This window comes from Streptomyces sp. JLSY215 (assembly GCF_059682825.1).
In genome coordinates this window covers 3,646,140-3,663,090 of sequence record NZ_CM185022.1, presented here as the reverse complement: position 1 = coordinate 3,663,090, position 16,951 = coordinate 3,646,140, and the positions used below count along the sequence as shown (strand labels likewise).

General features: G+C 69.8%; 13 protein-coding genes and 2 pseudogenes. 7 read left to right on the top strand and 8 right to left on the bottom strand.

Annotation, left to right across the window (positions count from 1 at the left end):
* Nucleotides 1-32: 32 nt before the first annotated feature.
* Nucleotides 33-1,283 (bottom strand): M6 family metalloprotease domain-containing protein, encoded by a 1,251-nt coding sequence (locus AC5677_RS16255; protein WP_497195761.1) that lies wholly within the window; start codon nucleotides 1,281-1,283, stop codon nucleotides 33-35.
* A gap of 351 nt (nucleotides 1,284-1,634) precedes the next feature.
* Between AC5677_RS16255 and AC5677_RS16250 the strand changes: the two genes are divergently transcribed.
* The gene (locus tag AC5677_RS16250; protein ID WP_497196644.1) at nucleotides 1,635-2,333 is read left to right on the top strand and encodes a TetR/AcrR family transcriptional regulator; all 699 of its coding nucleotides are present in this window, start codon (nucleotides 1,635-1,637) and stop codon (nucleotides 2,331-2,333) included.
* 221 nt (nucleotides 2,334-2,554) lie between these two features.
* Nucleotides 2,555-4,084: an MFS transporter gene (locus AC5677_RS16245; protein ID WP_497195760.1), complete on the top strand. Its 1,530-nt coding sequence runs from the start codon at nucleotides 2,555-2,557 to the stop codon at nucleotides 4,082-4,084.
* Nucleotides 4,085-4,214: 130 nt separating this feature from the next.
* Here the strand turns inward: AC5677_RS16245 and AC5677_RS16240 are convergent, their stop codons facing one another.
* Entirely contained in the window at nucleotides 4,215-4,712 is a 498-nt protein-coding gene (locus AC5677_RS16240) for a MarR family winged helix-turn-helix transcriptional regulator (protein ID WP_497195759.1), read from the bottom strand.
* A 233-nt stretch (nucleotides 4,713-4,945) separates the two neighbouring features.
* Complete coding sequence (locus AC5677_RS16235; RefSeq protein ID WP_497195758.1) at nucleotides 4,946-5,995, bottom strand: questin oxidase family protein; 1,050 nt, start codon at nucleotides 5,993-5,995, stop codon at nucleotides 4,946-4,948.
* A 281-nt stretch (nucleotides 5,996-6,276) separates the two neighbouring features.
* On the opposite strand from AC5677_RS16235, the gene AC5677_RS16230 reads away from it, so the two are divergent.
* Nucleotides 6,277-6,702 carry a pyridoxamine 5'-phosphate oxidase family protein gene (locus tag AC5677_RS16230; protein ID WP_497196643.1) on the top strand — a complete coding sequence of 142 codons (426 nt, stop codon included), beginning with the start codon at nucleotides 6,277-6,279 and terminating at the stop codon, nucleotides 6,700-6,702.
* A gap of 169 nt (nucleotides 6,703-6,871) precedes the next feature.
* Nucleotides 6,872-7,414, top strand: a complete 543-nt coding sequence (locus AC5677_RS16225; protein ID WP_497195757.1) for a pyridoxamine 5'-phosphate oxidase family protein — start codon at nucleotides 6,872-6,874, stop codon at nucleotides 7,412-7,414.
* 158 nt (nucleotides 7,415-7,572) lie between these two features.
* Here AC5677_RS16225 and AC5677_RS16220 read toward each other — a convergent pair whose 3' ends face one another.
* Both AC5677_RS16220 and AC5677_RS16215 read right to left on the bottom strand, forming a co-directional pair.
* Nucleotides 7,573-8,115, bottom strand: coding sequence for a hypothetical protein (locus AC5677_RS16220; RefSeq protein ID WP_497195756.1), 543 nt, complete (start codon nucleotides 8,113-8,115; stop codon nucleotides 7,573-7,575).
* Nucleotides 8,116-8,258: 143 nt separating this feature from the next.
* The gene (locus AC5677_RS16215) at nucleotides 8,259-8,795 is read right to left on the bottom strand and encodes a GNAT family N-acetyltransferase (RefSeq protein WP_497195755.1); all 537 of its coding nucleotides are present in this window, start codon (nucleotides 8,793-8,795) and stop codon (nucleotides 8,259-8,261) included.
* 171 nt (nucleotides 8,796-8,966) lie between these two features.
* On the opposite strand from AC5677_RS16215, the gene AC5677_RS16210 reads away from it, so the two are divergent.
* Together AC5677_RS16210 and AC5677_RS16205 are read left to right on the top strand one after the other, a co-directional pair.
* Complete coding sequence (locus AC5677_RS16210; protein WP_497195754.1) at nucleotides 8,967-9,968, top strand: sigma-70 family RNA polymerase sigma factor; 1,002 nt, start codon at nucleotides 8,967-8,969, stop codon at nucleotides 9,966-9,968.
* 345 nt (nucleotides 9,969-10,313) lie between these two features.
* Nucleotides 10,314-11,303: pseudogene (locus AC5677_RS16205) on the top strand (fructose PTS transporter subunit IIA); the annotation flags it as partial.
* A gap of 375 nt (nucleotides 11,304-11,678) precedes the next feature.
* On the opposite strand, the gene AC5677_RS16200 reads toward AC5677_RS16205, so the two are convergent.
* Together AC5677_RS16200 and AC5677_RS16195 are read right to left on the bottom strand one after the other, a co-directional pair.
* Entirely contained in the window at nucleotides 11,679-12,521 is an 843-nt protein-coding gene (locus tag AC5677_RS16200) for an alpha/beta fold hydrolase (protein WP_497195753.1), read from the bottom strand.
* A complete protein-coding gene (locus tag AC5677_RS16195; RefSeq protein ID WP_497195752.1) occupies nucleotides 12,518-12,952 on the bottom strand; it encodes a helix-turn-helix domain-containing protein in 435 nt (144 codons plus the stop codon). Before AC5677_RS16195 ends, AC5677_RS16200 begins: the two co-directional genes overlap by 4 nt.
* A gap of 345 nt (nucleotides 12,953-13,297) precedes the next feature.
* Between AC5677_RS16195 and AC5677_RS16190 the strand changes: the two are divergent.
* Nucleotides 13,298-13,826 (top strand): annotated as a pseudogene (locus AC5677_RS16190) (NUDIX hydrolase); the annotation flags it as partial.
* A 300-nt stretch (nucleotides 13,827-14,126) separates the two neighbouring features.
* On the opposite strand, the gene AC5677_RS16185 reads toward AC5677_RS16190, so the two are convergent.
* Nucleotides 14,127-16,778, bottom strand: coding sequence for a matrixin family metalloprotease (locus tag AC5677_RS16185; RefSeq protein WP_497195751.1), 2,652 nt, complete (start codon nucleotides 16,776-16,778; stop codon nucleotides 14,127-14,129).
* Nucleotides 16,779-16,951: the final 173 nt, after the last annotated feature.

Genomic DNA, 16,951 nt, shown 5'->3' with positions numbered 1-16,951 from the left:
TCGGACAGGCCCCGGGCGGGCGCGGGCCGCGGCTATCCCCGCTGCGCCGGTGTGGCCCGGATCCGGTACGTGCCGTCCCGGTTCTCGCCGAGGACGGTGACCGCGGCGCCGCTCCGGCGGTCGGTGTAGGTGGCGCCGGGGCGGAGGGTGGCGTCGGTCAGTTCCGGTTCGACGTACTTGTCGGCATTGAAGCAGCCGCCGCTGTCAGGGGTGGCATCGACGACGCGCAGCGGCCCGCGGCCCGAGGTCACATGGGTGGTGACGCGGTAGACCAGGACGCCGGGGCGGCAGAGCGTGGGGTCGAGCGGGCCGCGGGTGCGGGCCTCGGCCACCAGGGCGGTGCGGGGGGAGGTGGGTATGACGACGATCTTGGTGCCGCCGCGGGCCGGGACCGGGGTCAGGGTGTGTTCGGCGGGCGTCCCGTGGCGCGGCGCGCAGTGCACCTGTCCGGCGGCCAGCCAGCCGAGCTTCCATTTGTGCCAGCCGAGGAAATCGCTGCGCGGCCCCCAGTCCTCGTCCATCGGATCCCAGTGGCCGACCGGGGTCACCGCGCGGCGGCCGTCGGTGTAGTAGAGGTCCGGGAGCCCGAAGGCATGGCCGTTCTCGTGATTGAGGACGCGGTAGGCGCTGTCGCCGGTCTGCCGGCTCCATATGAACGAGGCATTCCGGAACGGCACCCGGTCCGCCGTCGACAGCCCCATGTCCCCGCCGCTGAAGGTGACCGACAGGACCTTACGGGCCGCGGGCGGGCCCGCGTTGGGGGCGGCCAGGACGTTGATGACGTCGTACGCGCGGAAGTCGACCGCATCGTCGACGGCGCGGACGATCTCCCTGGAGAGCGCGTGATAGCCGGTCTTCGACCGCGGGTCGAAGGTGGCGTCGCGCTCGATGCGGTACGCCGCCAGCGGCCGCGACATATGTATCCACTTCAGCAGCGGCACCGGACGGTAGTCGAGCCTGCCGTACGAGCTGGCGCGGAAGAAGCGCGTGGCGGCCGGGAAGAACTCGGCGAACCGGGCCCGCGGGGTGATCGTGGCGCGGGCGTCGGGAAAGTCGATGAAGAGGGTCAGCGCCCGGACCGTGCCGTGGGAGCGGGCGTATCCCGCGGGGGTGGTCGCGGATTCGGCGACGTCGTCCGTGCTGCCGCGCAGCGCGCACGGGCCGCTCGGCGGAGCGCCGGCCGGGGCGACGAGGGCCGCGGCGGTGGGGGAGGCGTCCATGCTCACGGCGACGGCCGCGGTGGCCGCGCCCGCGATCAGGACCGCGGATATTTTCTGCCTCATGGTGATCACCCTGAGCGGCGGGGCGGTTGCCCGCGCGCCGGATTACGTCATCCGGAGTGCGGGCGATGCCGTGCGTGTGGGTGACACGGCGCGGATGGCTCGATGTGTGTGACCCAGGTCATGTCCCGGCGCGAAATATCCGGGGAGGGGGTCCCCGTTTAACCAGGCGTACGGGTGAAACGGGGAGTGCTTCCCCGGTTCGTCGCTCCGGCAGCCGGGGCGATTCGTCTCGTGAAGGTGAATCGAACACCTAACACCGAAGACAACCGAACACGGAACACCGAAGACCGAAGGCCGGCAAGCGACGGCCGGAACCGAGAGCGAAGAGAGGAGTGTGCCGCTGTGACCGCCATGGGTTGCGCCGCCGGTGCCGGGACCGGCACTGCCACTGCCACTGTCCCTGCCACCGCCGGCCGCGCGCAGTCGGCGCGGCCGCGCCTGCGGGCCGATGCGCTGCGCAACCGCGAACGGATCATCGCGGCCGCCCGCGAAACCATGGTCGAGTTCGGGGACGAGGTCCCGCTCGATGAAATCGCTCGACGCGCAGGGGTCGGCAATGCGACGCTTTATCGTCACTTTGCGGATCGGCAGGAGTTGATCCACCACGTCACGCTCTCCGTCATGGCCCGTACCGCGGACCGCGCCGAGAGCGCCCTTGCCGAGGAGTCCGATGCTTTCCAGGCGCTGCGGCGCTTTGTCCACGCTGCGGTGGAGGAGCGGATCGGGGCGCTGTGCCCGCTGCTCTCGGACAGCATCGATCTGAACCACCCCGATCTGCTCGCCGCGCGCGAGCGCCTGGAGGCGGCCGTCGAGGCCGTCATGGGTGCCGCGCGCGACAGCGGCCAGCTGCGCACCGACATCGCCGTCGGTGACCTGATGGTCGCGATCACCCAGCTCACCCGGCCGTTGCCCGGCAGTGGGTGTATCGACTTCGACCACTTCGTGCACCGGCATCTGCAGCTGTTCCTGGACGGTCTGCTGGCGCCCGCACGGTCCGAACTTCCCGGCACCGCCGCCACGCTGGATGACCTGAGGCGGCGCCGGCCATAAACGCGGGGTGTCGGCGCGGACGCCCGCCCGCCGATGTGCAGTACGCGTCCCGCATCCGCCCGAACACGCCCTGACCCGAACACGCCCCGAACACGTACGGACCCCTCCGGAACACGTCCTGAGCACGTCGTCCCGAGCACGTCCCACGTCCTGAACACATCCCGAACACGCCCCGAACACGTCCCGTTATTCGCTCACCGCACCACTAGGTGGACCTCTCCATGCCTGAAACGCCCGCAACCGTCGATCCCCGGCGCTGGAAAGCGCTGATATTCATCGCTCTCGCCCAGCTGATGGTCGTCCTCGACGCGACCATCGTGAACATCGCGCTGCCCTCCGCCCAGGCGGACCTCGGCATCACCGACGCCAACCGGCAGTGGGTGATCACCGCCTACGCGCTGGCCTTCGGCGGCCTGCTGCTCTTCGGCGGACGGGTCGCGGACCTGTGGGGCCGCCGGCGGACCTTCGTCATCGGACTCGTCGGCTTCGCGCTCGCCTCGGCGCTCGGCGGGGCCGCGGCCAACCAGGGGATGCTGCTGGGCGCGCGGGCGCTGCAGGGTGTCTTCGGTGCGCTGCTGGCGCCGGCCGCGCTGTCGCTGCTGGCGGTGACGTTCACCGAGGCCAGGGAGCGGGCCAAGGCGTTCGGCATCTTCGGTGCGATCGCCGGTGGCGGTGGCGCCGTGGGCCTGATCCTCGGCGGCGTGCTGACCGAGTACATGAACTGGCGCTGGACCTTCTTCGTCAACATCCCGTTCGCCGTGGTCGCCGCGACCGGCGCCATCCTGGTCATCCGTGAGCCCGCGGAGGGCCGTAACCCCTCGCGACTGGACATCCCCGGCGTCTTCCTGGCCACGCTCGGCCTGGTCTCGCTGGTGTACGGGTTCACCCGCGCCGAGTCGGACGGCTGGCTGGCCGGCCCGACGCTGGGCCTGTTCGGCGCGGCCGCCGTGCTGCTGCTGGCGTTCGTGCTGGTCGAGTCCAAGGTGAAGGCCCCGCTGCTGCCGCTGCGGGTGGTCGCCGAGCGGAACCGCGGCGGGGTCTACGCCTCGCTCGGTCTGGCCGTCATCGGCATGTTCGGTCTCTTCCTCTTCCTGACCTACTACCTGCAGATCGTCAAGGGATACAGCCCGGTCACGACCGGTCTGGCCTTCCTGCCGATGATCGTCGGCATGATCACCGGCTCGACGCAGATCGGCGCCCGGCTGATGACCCGGGTCCGGCCGCGGCTGCTGATGGCGCCCGGCTTCGTGGTCGCCGCCACCGGCATGCTGGTGCTGACCCAGATCGATCTGGACACGTCCTACCCGGCACTGATCCTGCCCGCGTTCCTGCTGCTGGGGCTCGGCATGGGGACGGCGTTCATGCCGGCCATGTCGCTGGCCACGCACGGTGTCCAGCCGCGCGACGCCGGTGTCGCCTCCGCGATGGTCAACACCTCGCAGCAGGTGGGCGGCGCGATCGGTACGGCGCTGCTGAACACCATCGCGGCCAGCGCCACCACCGCGTACGCCACCTCGCACGCGGCCGGTGCGACCTCGCGGAAGCTGCTGAAGCTGGAGTCGATGGTGCACGGCTACACCGCCGCGATCTGGTGGGCGGTCGGCATCCTGCTGCTGGCGGCGGCGATCGCTCTGATCTTCGTCAACACCGGGCATCAGGGCGGCGCTTCGCCGGCGGCCTCGTCCGATGAGGACGCCGCCGCGGGCGAGGGCGCGGACGCGGATGTCCAGGTTCCGGTCATGGTGCACTGAGGGACCTCGGTGCTGAGGGTCTTGGTGCACTGAGGGTCTTGGTGCACCGAGGATCCTCGGCGCACTGAGGATCATGGTGCGCCGAGAGACGTCTCGTCCGGCCGGTGAAGGCGCCGGCCTCCCCCGCCCGTCAGCGGAGCCAGGGGAGGTCGGCGCCTTCCGGCTGCAGTCCGTCGGCCATCACGCGGCAGATGTCGGCGAGTTGGGCGATCTGCTCGGGGGAGAGCCGGTCGAAGATCGCGGCGCGGACGGCGGCGACATGTCCGGGCGCGGCCTTCTCCAGGACCCGCATGCCCTCGTCCGTGAGGTAGGCGTTCTGGCCTCGTTTGTCGGACGGGCAGTCCTCGCGGTGCACCCAGCCGTACTTCTCCAGGCGGGCGATGGCGTGCGAGAGGCGGGATCGGGTGATCTTGGCGTTCTGGGCCAGCTCGGTCATCCGCAACCGGCGCCGGGGCGCACGGGAGAGCTGGACGAGCAGGCCGTAATAGACGTGCGGCATCCCGGCGTCACGCTGCAGCTGGCGGTCCAGGTGATCCTCCAGGAGCGTGGTGGCATGGAGGTAGCACTGCCAGGCGTATTGCTCCTCGTCGGTGAGCCAGTGCGGCTCGGCTGCGGATTCCGTGCTCATACCATCCACTGTCTCACCACTGAGCATGTTATTGAAGATTTAACAATGGAAAGTTAGGCCGGAAAGCGATGGGCGTCGATCCCTCATCCGCCGGAGAGCGCCGAGCGCGTCGATGACGGCCCGATGAGCGGGCCCGGTCGGCGGTGTGCGTGACCCGCGGCCACCGCCCCGTCCCCCGGGGTGAGCACGGGGCGCGACCCCCGGGGTTGTGGCCCCCGGGGGTGCGGCGCGACTCAGATTCCCGGCGGGATCAGTTCCAGCGCGCGCAGGGCCGCGGACAGGGCGCGGTCGTCGCCGGACGGGGTCCAGGAGGCCACGTCCAGGGCCGTGTCGGTCAGCTTGATCACGTGCTCGTCGCCGTGTGCGGTGGCGCGGGCGAAGACCTCCTCCGGGGTGAGCGGTCCGGTCGCCAGCGGCGGCAGCGGCTCGGCGGGCGAATAGAGGGAGGTCAGCGCGGCGCTGGCGGCCCAGGCGGCGCGCAGGGAAGGGGCCCAGAGGTCGCGGGGGAGGGCGGGCAGCGTGCGCAGGACGGCGTTCGGTGCGGTGGCGGCGTGGACGAGGAGAACCGCGTCGCCGTGCCCGTAGCCGAGATAGCGGTGGGTGGCCGCCCGGACGACGGCGGCCAGCTGGTCGCGGGCGGCTTCGGCCTCCTGGGGGGCGTGCACCGCCTCGGCGGCCGCCAGCCAGCCGTCCGTGCCGGGCAGTTGGGCCAGTCCGTCGAGCGGGCGGACCTGCTGGTCGGCGATGCGGGGGAGGGCGGCCAGCGCGTCGGCGGGGGAGACGGTGCCGCCGGGCCGGACGGTCACGGGCAAAGGGGTGTGACGGGCCGCCCAATAGCCGATGGCATGCGCCAACTCGGCGATCCGCGGCGCCTGTTCCCCCTCCTCCAGAAGGGCGCGTACGGCGTGGCCGACGCGGATCACGGGATGTGTCGCGGCGCCCGCGATGCCCGGGAGCAGCCGCGGCCACCACTCGGCCAGGACCTCGCGCCAGGGGCGTTCGCCGATCTGGCGGGTCAGGTAGGTGGTCCAGTCGGTGACCCGGCGCGGATCGCCCAGCGCCTCCTGCCAGTTGGTGTCGTCGAGGGGGGTCTGCGGGCTCGGGATGTCCTCCAGCTTGGCGGTATAGCCGTCGAGCCAGCGGTGGACGGTGCCGGCCTGCCCGTGCCGGACCAGGGCCTCGACGGCCATCGGGCCGTGATTGGACAGGAAGCCACGGAATTCGGGTCCGGTGGCGTGCAGGCGTTCCAGGGCTTCGTCGAGTGTGCCGCTCGTCGTATCCATGGCCCGAGGCTAGGTCGGCGCGGCGGGCCGGGGTAACGGGCAAAAGCCTTACACCGCTGGTCGTAAGGCCGTGGCTGCGGGCGGGGGAAGGGCCGTGCGGAGGGGGATTGTCAGTGGCGCATGGGACGGTGAAGTCGTGGGTGCGGACGGGGTGGTGGGGCGAGGAGGAGGTGGAGCGAGGAGGAGGTGGGGCGGGGGCGGCGGGCTGAGTGGCGGTACGGCGCGGGTGTGTGAGCGTGGAAGGTGGGGCCGATCGCGAGGAGTCCGTGATGTCGTCCGTGATGTCGCTGTCTGTGGAAGAGCGCGAGCAGTTTCTCGCCGAGCCGCTGGTCGCCGTGCTGTCCGTCGCGGCGGGGAGCGAGCGCGGACCGGTGACGGCGCCGGTCTGGTACGCGTACCGCCCGGGAGGCGAGGTCTTCCTCTTCACGGGCCGTACGTCGCGAAAGGCGCGGCTGATCGAGGCGACCGGCCGGTTCACGCTGACGGTGCAGACCACATCGCCGACGTACCGCTACGCCGCCGTCGAGGGCCCGGCCGCGTTCGTCACGGTGACGCCGGAGCTGGTCGACGAGATCGCGGGCCGCTATCTGCCCGCCGAGAAGGTGTCGGAGTACGCGGCGGGGGTGCTGGAGCACGGCGAGGAGCTGATCGGCGTGCGGCTGCGGCCGGAGCGGTGGAATGCGGCGGATCTGGGCCCGTCGGAATGACGGCGGGTGAGGGACGGCGGACGGCGGAAGTCGGTCGATAAACCGGACAGGGGGTGTCGGGTATTGGGGGGAGGGTCGTCGCATGACGAATACGGGTACGGGCGCGGGCGCGCGGACGGGTACGGGAGCACGCACCACTACGGCGGCGGGTGCGGCGACGGATGCGGCAATGAGTGCGGCAGTGAGCGGGGCCTCGACGTCGACCTCCACCGGGGCGGCGGTCGGCTGGTCGGTGGTCGAGGGGGCCGTGCCGGAGTTCGCCGGGTGGGTGCGGGAGCGCTTCGGGGCGTTCCGGCACCACGTTCTGGCCACGCTCCGCAAGGACGGTGCGCCACGGCTGACCGGCCTGGAGGCGGATTTCCGCTTCGGCGAGCTGTGGCTGGGCATGATGGCGAACTCCCGCAAGGCGCTCGACCTGCGGCGCGACCCCCGCTTCTCGCTGCACGCCAATCCGGGCGAGGGCACGGACATGGCCGATGGCGATGCCCGGCTGTCCGGCCGCGCGATCGAGGTCACCGACCCCGAGCTGATCGCGCGCTACGCGGCAGCGGTGCGGCCTCCGGAGCCGTTCCATCTGTTCCGGGCCGGGCTGACGGAGGTGGTGCGGACGTCCGTCGACGACCCGTGGATGGTGGTGCAGATCTGGCGGCCGGACCGGCCGCTGCGCACGATCCGGCGGCGGAGCGACGACTCGCCGCCGGTGGTCGGCTGAGGTCGGGGGTGGTCGGCTGAGGTCGAGCCGAGGGGGACGGGCTGAGGGGGGCCGGGCCTCGGCCGACGTCACGGGACCGGGCGCGGCCGTCGCCCGGTTCCGGGTGCCGGCTGAAGCTGCGGCGCGGGTGTCAGCGGGCGGCGGGCGCGGGCGCCGGGTCAGCGCGCCGCGTGGGCATGGCGCGGCATGTGGTGAGCGGCGTGGGGACGGTGCAGGCCGTGCGGCTCGCGGGCGCTGTGGCCCCGGAAGATGTACAGCGAGACGACGAACATCACGGCGCCCATGCCCAGCCCGAAGCCGGAGGATTTGAGGACGGACTCCCCGCCGAGGCTGTAGACCCAGCCCATCGAGACCCCGAAGAGCGCGCCGTAGCTCACCGCCCGGGTCTCGGTGATCATGGTCCGCTGGAAGTGCACCAGATACAGCCCCAGCGCCCCGCTGACCACGAACGCGCACAGCCCGTACAGGACCGCCTGGCCGCCCTTGATGCCGGCGGTGTGCGTGCGGAAGATCGTGAAGCAGCCGAAGGCGAGCGCCACGATGATGGGCATCGTCACGGTCGCCGGCACCCGGCGCGTGGTGCCCGGGATCCGGAAGCCCGTGTCCGGGGAGACGGCGCTCGCGCCGCGTTCCGGATCGACGGAGCCGTGTGAGCGGGCCGCCCTTGCGGGTGCCTCGCGCCGCTGGGGGTGCGTTTCCATGACGGGCTCCTCTCGCTTGCCCCGCCCTCCGGGGAGGCAGTCGAAATCGCTCTCCGTCCAGGCGACACCCGCGTAGGGCGTGCGTCAACTGGAGCAGCCGGCGGCGGGCGCCGGCGATCGGCCCGCGGTTCGGTCCGGACCCTTCAGCCCAGGTCCTTCTGGTACCAGGCGACGTCCCAGTAGCGGTCGAACTTGCGGCCCACCTCGGTGTACGTCCCGACGGGCCGGAAGCCGAAGCGGGTGTGCAGCCGGTGCGACGCCTCGTTCGGCTGGGTGATGCCCGCGAAGGCGCGGTGCACGTCCTCGGTGGCCAGCGCCTCGAACAGGGCCCGGTAGAGCAGCGTGCCGATGCCGCGGCCGGCGGCGTGCGGGGCGCAGTAGACGGTGACCTCGACGGACGGGGCGTAGGCGGCCTTCGGCCGGAAGGCGCTGCTGGTCGCGTAACCGAGCAGCGGACCGGCCACGCCGGGAGACCCGCCCGCCGCCCGCGCAACCAGAAGCCGGTGCGGGCCGTCTTTGGGGTGGGAGAGCAACCACGGGCGACGCTGTTCGGGAGTGAAGGGCTCCGTGTCGAACGTGATGGACGTCTCGCGAATGTAGTGGTTGTAGAGCTCCGTGAGCGCCGGGAGATCGGCCTCGACGCCCGCTCTGACCTGCACGTCCCCGCTCGCTGACAGCATCCGGCCCCCTTCGTGGACGGGCAGGGTACTGCATGATCACAAAAATAGGGTCGCGGCATGGGAATTCTGTCCGGATTCCAGCCGTTGTTTCCTTCGGACGGGTCGCTCGATGAATGTCGAGTCTCCCGCCCCACCGTCCCGCGACCGACTCATCGCAAAGGGAGCACACGCATGGCAACCCGTGCCGTCGCCCGTCGTCAGGAAAGCAGCAGCGGTTCCGACGGGGCCAGCAGCGTTCGCGCCGTAGGCGGGGAGATCGCCGACCGCGACCTGGTCGGCATGTACCTCGACGAGATCGCGCGCACGCCTCTGCTCGACGCGGCCAAGGAGGTCGAGCTGTCCCAGACCATCGAGGCGGGCGTCTACGCCCAGCAGATCCTGGACGGCGTGGTCACCGACGGCAATGCCGCAGGTGCCGGCCGCGAGGAGCTCGAGGCGCTGGCCGCCGAGAGTGCCAAGGCCAAGGACATCTTCATCCGTTCCAACCTGCGGCTGGTCGTCGCCGTGGCGCGCCGCTACCCACGCGCCGGTCTGCCGCTGCTGGACCTCATCCAGGAGGGCAACGCCGGCCTGGTGCGCGCCGTGGAGAAGTTCGACTACGCCAAGGGCTTCAAGTTCTCGACGTATGCGACGTGGTGGATCCGTCAGGCCATCACCCGCTCCATAGCCGACCAGTCGCGCACGATCCGGCTGCCCGTCCACCTCGTCGAGGAGCTCGGCCGTATCCGCCGGGTGCAGCGCGAGTTCAACCGCGAGAACGGCCGTGACCCGGAGCCCGAGGAGGTCGCCGGCGAGCTGGGCTCCACGCCCGCCCGTGTCACCGATGTGCTCGACTGGGCGCGCGACCCGGTCAGCCTCAACATGTCGGTGGACGACGACGGCGACACCCAGTTCGGTGATCTGCTGGAGGACACCTCCGCGGCCTCGCCCGAGCAGTCGGTCCTCACGCTGCTGCGCAGCGAGGAGCTGGAGGATCTGATCGACCGCCTCGACCAGCGCACCGCCTCCATCATCAAGGCGCGCTACGGCATCGAGGACGGCCGCGAGCGCACGCTGACCGAGGTCGGCAAGCAGCACGGCCTGACCCGCGAGCGGATCCGCCAGATCGAGAAGCATGCGCTGCTGGAGTTGAAGCGGATGGCGCGGGACACGGGGTTCGACGCGGCGGCGTAGGCCGCGGCGGCGGGTGCGGTCCGGCGGTCCGTGACGCCTGCAACCCCTCCGGTCCCTGCTCCGGATTCCCGAACGACGAGCCCCGGTGCCATGGATGTGGCGTCGGGGCTCTCTGTGTCCGGCGGCGTCCGGCGGCGGCCGGCGGCCACCACGGTCGATGTCCGTTTGAGTCTGCTTGCCGTCCGAGCGCGCGGGCACGGAAGTCGTACGCGCATGACCCCCGAGGCAGCGTCCGGGCGCTGGCGGCGGCGGTGGCGCACGGCGCGGCCGCCGGAGGTGTCCAGCGCGATCCTCAGGCGCCGAACGCGCCTGATGGTGTCCACCCGTAAGCAAGGGAGTCGCGCGATGAGTGAGCTGATCACCGCGGAACTGGTCGACCTCGACCTGTCCGCGGAAACGAAGGACGCGGCCGCACGGGCGCTCGCCGAGCGCATGGTGGCGGCCGGCCGCGTCACCGATCTGGACGGCTTCCTCGCGGATGTGGCCGCCCGCGAGGCCCAGGCTGCCGACCGGTCTGGACGGCGGCATCGGGATTCCGCACTGCCGCAGCGCGCATGTCACCGAGCCGACGCTGGCCTTCGGACGCAGCGCCCGCGGGATCGACTTCGGTGCGGCTGATGGGCCGGCCGACCTGATCTTCCTCATCGCGGCCCCGGCGGGCGGCGACGCCGACCATCTGTCGATCCTCTCCACCCTCGCCCGCCGTCTGATGGACGAGGCGTTCACCGGCGCGCTGCGGTCCGCCGTCGAGCCGGGCCGGGCGGCGGCGCTCATACGGGGGGACGAGCCACCGCGCCCGGACGCCGGCGAAGCGCCGGCCCCGGAACCCGAGCCGGAACCGGCCCGCGCACCTGAACCCGAGCCCGAGCCCGCGTCCGAACCGGAAGCCGCCCCCGAGCCCGAACCGGCGGCCGCCCCGCCCCCTTCCGTATCGTCGCCGTCACCTCCTGCCCCACCGGCATCGCCCACAGCTACATGGCCGCCGAGTCGCTGGAGAAGGCCGGCCGGGCCGCCGGCGTCGAGGTGTTCGTCGAGACGCAGGGCTCGGCCGGATTCCAGCGGCTGGACCCGCGGCTGGTCGCGGCCGCGGACGGCGTGATCCTCGCGCATGACGTCGAGGTACGGGACAAGGACCGCTTCGCCGGGAAGCCGACCGTCGACGTCGGGGTGAAGGCGGGCATCAACCGCCCCGCCGAACTCATCGCCGAGGTACGGGAGAAGGCCGCGCGCGGGGAGACCGGCGCCCCGGCGCCGGCCGCCGCCCCCATGGACAAGAACGCCGACCGGGCCGACGGCTTCGCCACCCGCCTGCGCAAGTGGCTGATGACCGGCGTCAGGAACTTGCGTCAAGACACTTGGAGAAAGTGCAGGTCAGAGCCATCATGGATGAAATTCTGGAGCGCTGGGCGGCTGAACATGCGGCCAAAGCGCCTGCCATCCCCGTTGAAGATCTCCGAGACCTGGCGGACAGCTTGGGCATCGAATTGCCCGAGTGATCGCCTTCCTGAGCGCATACGCCCCCGGTTCCATGTCGGAATCGGGGGCGTTCCGACCACCGGAACGTTGGCCGGTGTGCGCCGTCAACTGATGGTCAGTGGGGCGCGGGTCGAGCCGTTACCCCCGGACCGGGCACCTGAGCCTAAGGCCCCGCTCCCGCGAGAGTGCGGAGGGCGCACGCCCGCCGGTTTCCCGTACGGCCGTACGGGAAGGTCAGGCGCGGAGGAATTCGAGGACGGAGTCGGTGCGGCCGAGCACTGCGTGCCCCGCCCCGGGCAGTACGTGCACCTCTGCATGCGGCAGGCAGTGCCGTACGCGTCGGGCGGTCTCCTGCGAGTCGAACATGGCGTCGCGGGCGCCGACCGTCACCTGCACCGGGAGCGTCAGGCCCCGCAACGCCACGTCGGAAAAAACGGGCAACTGTTCCCTGCGCGGCTTGAAGTGCGCGAATGTCAGCATCACGCTTTCCAGGACGGATTCGTCCTGCGGTGAGTCCAGACCGGTGAGGGAGCGGACTGAACGGCGCGCGCCCCAGTGGCCGAAGGGCCGCACCAGCAGAGCCCGGAGCACGCTTCCCGTCCGCTGTTTGCCCAGGCCACCGGGGCACAGCAGGGCCAGCCGCATCACCCTGGCCGGGCGGCGAACCGCGTAGTCGACCGCGAGCCAGCCGCCGAACGAGGCCGCGACCACGGCGACGTTCGCGAGGCCGAGGCCGTCCAGTACATCGTCCAGCCACTGGGTCGGGGCTGCGGAGTTCAGGGCGGGCCGGGACGGTGCGCTCAATCCCGGTTCCCCGACGATGTCGACGGCGTAGGTGCGGAAGTGGTCGGCCCAGGAGGTGATGTCCTCGCGCCACATCGACGCGTTCGCGCCCGAGCCGTGCAGCAGGACGAGCGGTGGCGCGTCCGGCGGTCCTGAGACGAGGACGAAGGTTTCCCCCTCGCGGGTCGGCACCCGCACCTGCTGGGCGGGCACGGGCCAATCGTCCAGCGCCCCCTGATACTGCCGGCGGACCTCCGCCGCGCCCTCCTCGGACCTGTAGATCGTGACGCTCATGAGGCCAGCACCTGCTCGATGTGCTCCAGTACCTGGGCCGTGTCCTTCAGGCTGCCCAGGATGACGATCTTCACTCGAGCCCTCTCCTCGTCGTAGACGGTCTGGATCCGCAACTGCCTGCCGCCGTCCCGCTCGCGGCCGGCGACTCCGATGGTGAGCAGTGTCGTCAGGCGGTCGGCCGTCCGACGGGAGACCGCGTCGATCTCCACGATGCTCGACACTTCCGCATGCTGTCGGCCCTGGGGGGACTCGTCCGGAGGCCCGGACAACGGGCGGCCGGTGAAGGCCTCCAGGTCAGAGTGTGCGATCCGGTACTGCTTGCCGATACGCACCGCGGCGAGTCGGCCGTCGCGTACGTAGTTGCGGATGGTTCTCACATGCAGCCCGAGGCGTTCGGCGACCTGCTCTACCGAGTACAGACCTTCACTCATGAAAACTACTCTACTTTCCCATTTTCATGAAGGCAATAGAGCAGTTTGAGGAATTATAGGGAAGGTCAAGAAGTAAGGCCGGACTGCCGCTGGTAACGGGCTGACCCGCGACTGATGATCTCGGTCGCGAGTGGGTGTCCTGCGCCAACTTGGCGCGATGCGAGGGAAGTTGGAGGACGTCGCGCGCGTTGCTGCGAAGGCCGGCGGCGACGTTCATACAGTCACACCAAGGAGCCTCGGTCGGCATGGTCACACCACATGCGGTTGCAGTATTAAGTGCTCCGCTGCACACGCTCGGGGACGCTCACCGTGTGCCCGTGCCCCCGTCTGGGATGCTGTACCGACGTGAGAGGGGCGGCGAGCACGCAGTGGAAGACCTGCGGCGAGCGGCAGATCTACACCAATCCATGGGTGAATCTGTGCCTTGTCGATGTTGAGCAGCCGGACGGCCGGCGCTGGGAGCACCACGTCGTGCGGCTGCGGCACCTCGCCGTGGCGGCCGTGGTGAATGATCAGCGAGAAGTCCTCATGATGTGGCGGCATCGCTTCATCGCCGACTCGTGGGCCTGGGAACTTCCTATGGGGCTGATAGAGGAGGGCGAATCACCCGAGGCGGCTGCGGCCCGTGAGGCGGAGGAAGAGACCCCGGCTGGCGTCCTGGTCCGATGAAGCCGTTGATCTACGCCGAGCCTGCGAACGGCATCACGGATTCGCAGCACTACATTTTCCGGGCGGACGTGCCACCCACATCGGCGCGCCGACCGAGAAGAACGAGTCCGACCGCATCGAGTGGATCCCGCTGGATCGCGTGCGAGCCACGATCGACCGCCGGGAGGTCGTCAGCAGTGGCTCCCTTGTCGGCCTGCTGTACGTGCCTGGCCGACGCCTTGGGCATCGACTTGCCGGAGTGACAGCAGCGTTGAGAGGCCCCCGTCCAGGCTGGCGGGGCCTTTGTGTATGCGGTCACAGCTCTAGCCTGGGTGTCCGGTGGATCACGGCTGCGAGTTTCGGCGGCTTTGTCCAATACCGGACACGGCCAGGGAGTAGCACGGCCGCCCCCGTAGGGGAGTGCACGCGTTGAAGGGGTGGACGTAGCGCCCCTGGGCAACCGCACCCTTGCCTGACGGGCTGCCGGTCAGATAGCCACGTCCTTACTCGAAAGCACATTGAAGATTTACTTTGGAAGGGGTCCGAGCACGGAATGTGCGATGGCGGTGTCGTCGCCGTCTTTCCAGGCCATGTGGAGGAGGCCGCCAAAGCTTGCGATCGCGGGGCTGGCGGTGGTGAGGCCGGGTGCGGGAATCTGGCCTGAGAATTTCTGGCCGTCGAAGAAGGTGAACCACAGGCCGCTGTCGTCGTCCGCCCCCTTCCAGGCCAGCGCGATGAGGTCGCCGTGCCCGGTGGCGGTTGGTCCATGACTGGACCTGATGAGCTGCGGTTCGCTTTTTGGTCCCTCGGTGAACTGGACGGGTTGCTGCTCGCTGAAGGTGCTGGCGATCACGCTGCCGAGCGAGCTGAAGAAGACATTGCTGTGTCCGAGATCGGTGAAAGGTGTGGGCGGTCCGGGGAGTGGGTTGGGGGGTGGCGCCTCTCGCCAGAACAGGAAGAGGCGGTCGCCGAATGTGAGCAGGTAGGGGCTGTCGACGGTTTGGAATGGCAGGGGTTCCTGCTTCTCCCATCCTCCCGGACCGAGTGTGGTGTGCCAGATGATTGCGTCATCGACGCCTTTCCAGGCCAGGTGGACGCGGTCGTTGAAGTAGGCGATGGTGGGACCGCAACTGGTGCCGACATCCGGCACCAGGCTCTGGCTTCGCCATTCAGGGTCATCAGGGAGCTTGACGGTGTAGAAGATTTCGGAACCCGTCGCTCCCTTCCAGGCCATGTAGAGGCCTTCCGCGCCGTCTTTGTGAGGGAACGCTGTGATAGCTGGCCGGTGGGTGGAGCCGAAGTTTGGAGAGTGATTCTGAGGAAAGCCCTGCCCGTCGAACTCGGACGACCAGAGACTGTCTTCGTCGCTTCCCCGCCAGGCCATGAAGAGCCGTTCGGTGGAGGTTGTGAAACCTAGCCTCCTCGTCACAGCTAGGCTTGGCCGGTCGGCTGTGCGGCCAACGACGTGAACGGGCGCGCTCCAGCCGTAGAGGCCGATAAGTGCCCGCTTTGACTCGTCATCGAGCTCAGTCACGGGGACGCTGCGATCCGCGAACATCACGGATTCTTCGGTCGATGAATGGCTCAGGCCGAGTGCGTGGCCGATTTCATGGAGAGCTATGTCAAATAGCTGACCCTCGCTCCAGTGCTCAAGGCTGTCGAAAGAGACGCGGCCCGTCTCAGGTTCCCCGGCGGAACCCAGGATGTCTGCGGCGGGACCGATCGTGTCCAGTGGCTCACCGAACCTCTTGTCGAGTCTTGTGCCGCCGAAGCGAAGCTGGAAGTTGCCGCCGCTCCCCACCTGGCTAAAGTGGAAGAAACGCGATGGTAGTGCCTGCTCCCACTGGGTGAAGGCTCCCGCGATGATGTCCGTCACCTTCTTGTGGTCGTCCAGCAGCGAAACCTCGCCCGAGACCACCGGGTCTGATTCCTCGGGGAAGGAGACCGACCAAGTGAGGTTGCCGCGTGTCCATCGGCCCTTGGTCGGGCCGAACCCCTGAGGAAACAGGCGTCCTTGGCCGTCCAGGTCGTCAGGGACCCCGCAGAATCGACCCTTCAGACTCTCTGCGACCGCGGCCAGTTGATCGGAGAAGGGACGTCCGTCGAGCGGAAGGTTCCAGGCGACCCCGTACCGGCGCAGCAGGGCCGTGATCGTCATGCCATCTGAACCTCCGTACCCGAGGCTTTCCAGGAGAGACGGCACCGTGCGGAGCGCGTCGGCTCGATGGCCCACGGTGCGGGCCTCCGCGGCGGCCGTGGCGGCCTCGTCCGGGCGGTCGGCGGCCTGCAGAAATCGTGTCAGCGACTGAAGTGTGGAGGCGAGCTGGACCTGGTAGTCGAGGTTGGTGGGGTCGGTGTCGGCCAGGCGCCGCACTAGCGTGACAGCGTCCTGGGTCGGTGCCACCGCCTCCGATGCCGGGAGATGATCTGCCAGCCGCACCACGCGGGAGAGAAACGCCGCTGAGTTCAGCTCCCCGGGTCTCGCCGCCAGCCGAAGAAAGACCTGGATGCTTTCGCGGGCGGCCGTGGGCGCCTCGTCTGGCCGGCCACCGGACTCCAGCCGCAAGGTCAGAGCGAAGAGCGCGAGGGCGAGGTCGATCTGGTGGTCTCGGTTGGCGGGGTCGGCAGCGATCAGGCGCCGCTGGATCGTGACAGCGTCCTGGGTCGGTGCCACCGCCTCCGATGCCGGGAGATGCTCCGCCAACTCCACCACGCGAACAAGGTACGACGCCGGGCTCAGGTTCCCAGGGCTCGTCGCCAGCCGAAGAAGGACTCGGATACTTTCACGAGCCGCTGTCAGCGCCTCGTCCCGTCGGCCAACAGCCTCCAGCCGCGACGTCAGGTCGAAGAGCGCGTAGGCGAACTTGATGAGCGCGTCATAGTCAGCGGGCCTGGGAACCTCGCCGGCCTGAGGGGGCAACAGAGCCCAGTCCGGTAGACCGGAGGACGGACGCACCCGCACCATACGGTCGCTGGGGCGCCAGATGGCGAGGTCCATCTTGCCGTCGCGGTCGAAGTCGCTCGGCACCGGGATATCGCCATCCTGACCGAACTGAACCACGCGCTGCTGCCCACCGGAACTGGGCTGAATAAACCAGTTTCCTTCGGCGGTGCGCCAGAACGCAGTGTCGAGGGTGCCGTCTCCGTCATAGTCGCCGGGGACTGGAACATCGGTCATGGCGATGCACCTCGCTGTGGGACGGGTCGACAGCCTCAATCGACACTGACGTAGCGGAACGCACAGCGCCTCACTGGCCAGCAAGGGGCTCAGCCGTTGCTCTTGGGTTGTGGGCATAAGAGAGCATCGACGCCTTCAACGGCTTCGTGACGCTCAGTCGGAGGCGATATCCG

Excerpts from the sequence above, each read along its gene's own strand:
- AC5677_RS16245 (WP_497195760.1), top strand. The coding sequence starts at position 2,555 with ATGCCTGAAACGCCCGCAACCGTCGATCCCCGGCGCTGGAAAGCGCTG.
- AC5677_RS16200 (WP_497195753.1), bottom strand. The coding sequence starts at position 12,521 with ATGAGCGTCACGATCTACAGGTCCGAGGAGGGCGCGGCGGAGGTCCGC.
- AC5677_RS16220 (WP_497195756.1), bottom strand. The coding sequence starts at position 8,115 with ATGGAAACGCACCCCCAGCGGCGCGAGGCACCCGCAAGGGCGGCCCGC.
- AC5677_RS16195 (WP_497195752.1), bottom strand. The coding sequence starts at position 12,952 with ATGAGTGAAGGTCTGTACTCGGTAGAGCAGGTCGCCGAACGCCTCGGG.
- AC5677_RS16235 (WP_497195758.1), bottom strand. The coding sequence starts at position 5,995 with ATGGATACGACGAGCGGCACACTCGACGAAGCCCTGGAACGCCTGCAC.
- AC5677_RS16185 (WP_497195751.1), bottom strand. The coding sequence starts at position 16,778 with ATGACCGATGTTCCAGTCCCCGGCGACTATGACGGAGACGGCACCCTC.
- AC5677_RS16230 (WP_497196643.1), top strand. The coding sequence starts at position 6,277 with ATGTCGCTGTCTGTGGAAGAGCGCGAGCAGTTTCTCGCCGAGCCGCTG.
- AC5677_RS16210 (WP_497195754.1), top strand. The coding sequence starts at position 8,967 with ATGGCAACCCGTGCCGTCGCCCGTCGTCAGGAAAGCAGCAGCGGTTCC.
- AC5677_RS16255 (WP_497195761.1), bottom strand. The coding sequence starts at position 1,283 with ATGAGGCAGAAAATATCCGCGGTCCTGATCGCGGGCGCGGCCACCGCG.
- AC5677_RS16225 (WP_497195757.1), top strand. The coding sequence starts at position 6,872 with ATGAGTGCGGCAGTGAGCGGGGCCTCGACGTCGACCTCCACCGGGGCG.
- AC5677_RS16250 (WP_497196644.1), top strand. The coding sequence starts at position 1,635 with ATGGGTTGCGCCGCCGGTGCCGGGACCGGCACTGCCACTGCCACTGTC.
- AC5677_RS16240 (WP_497195759.1), bottom strand. The coding sequence starts at position 4,712 with ATGAGCACGGAATCCGCAGCCGAGCCGCACTGGCTCACCGACGAGGAG.
- AC5677_RS16215 (WP_497195755.1), bottom strand. The coding sequence starts at position 8,795 with ATGCTGTCAGCGAGCGGGGACGTGCAGGTCAGAGCGGGCGTCGAGGCC.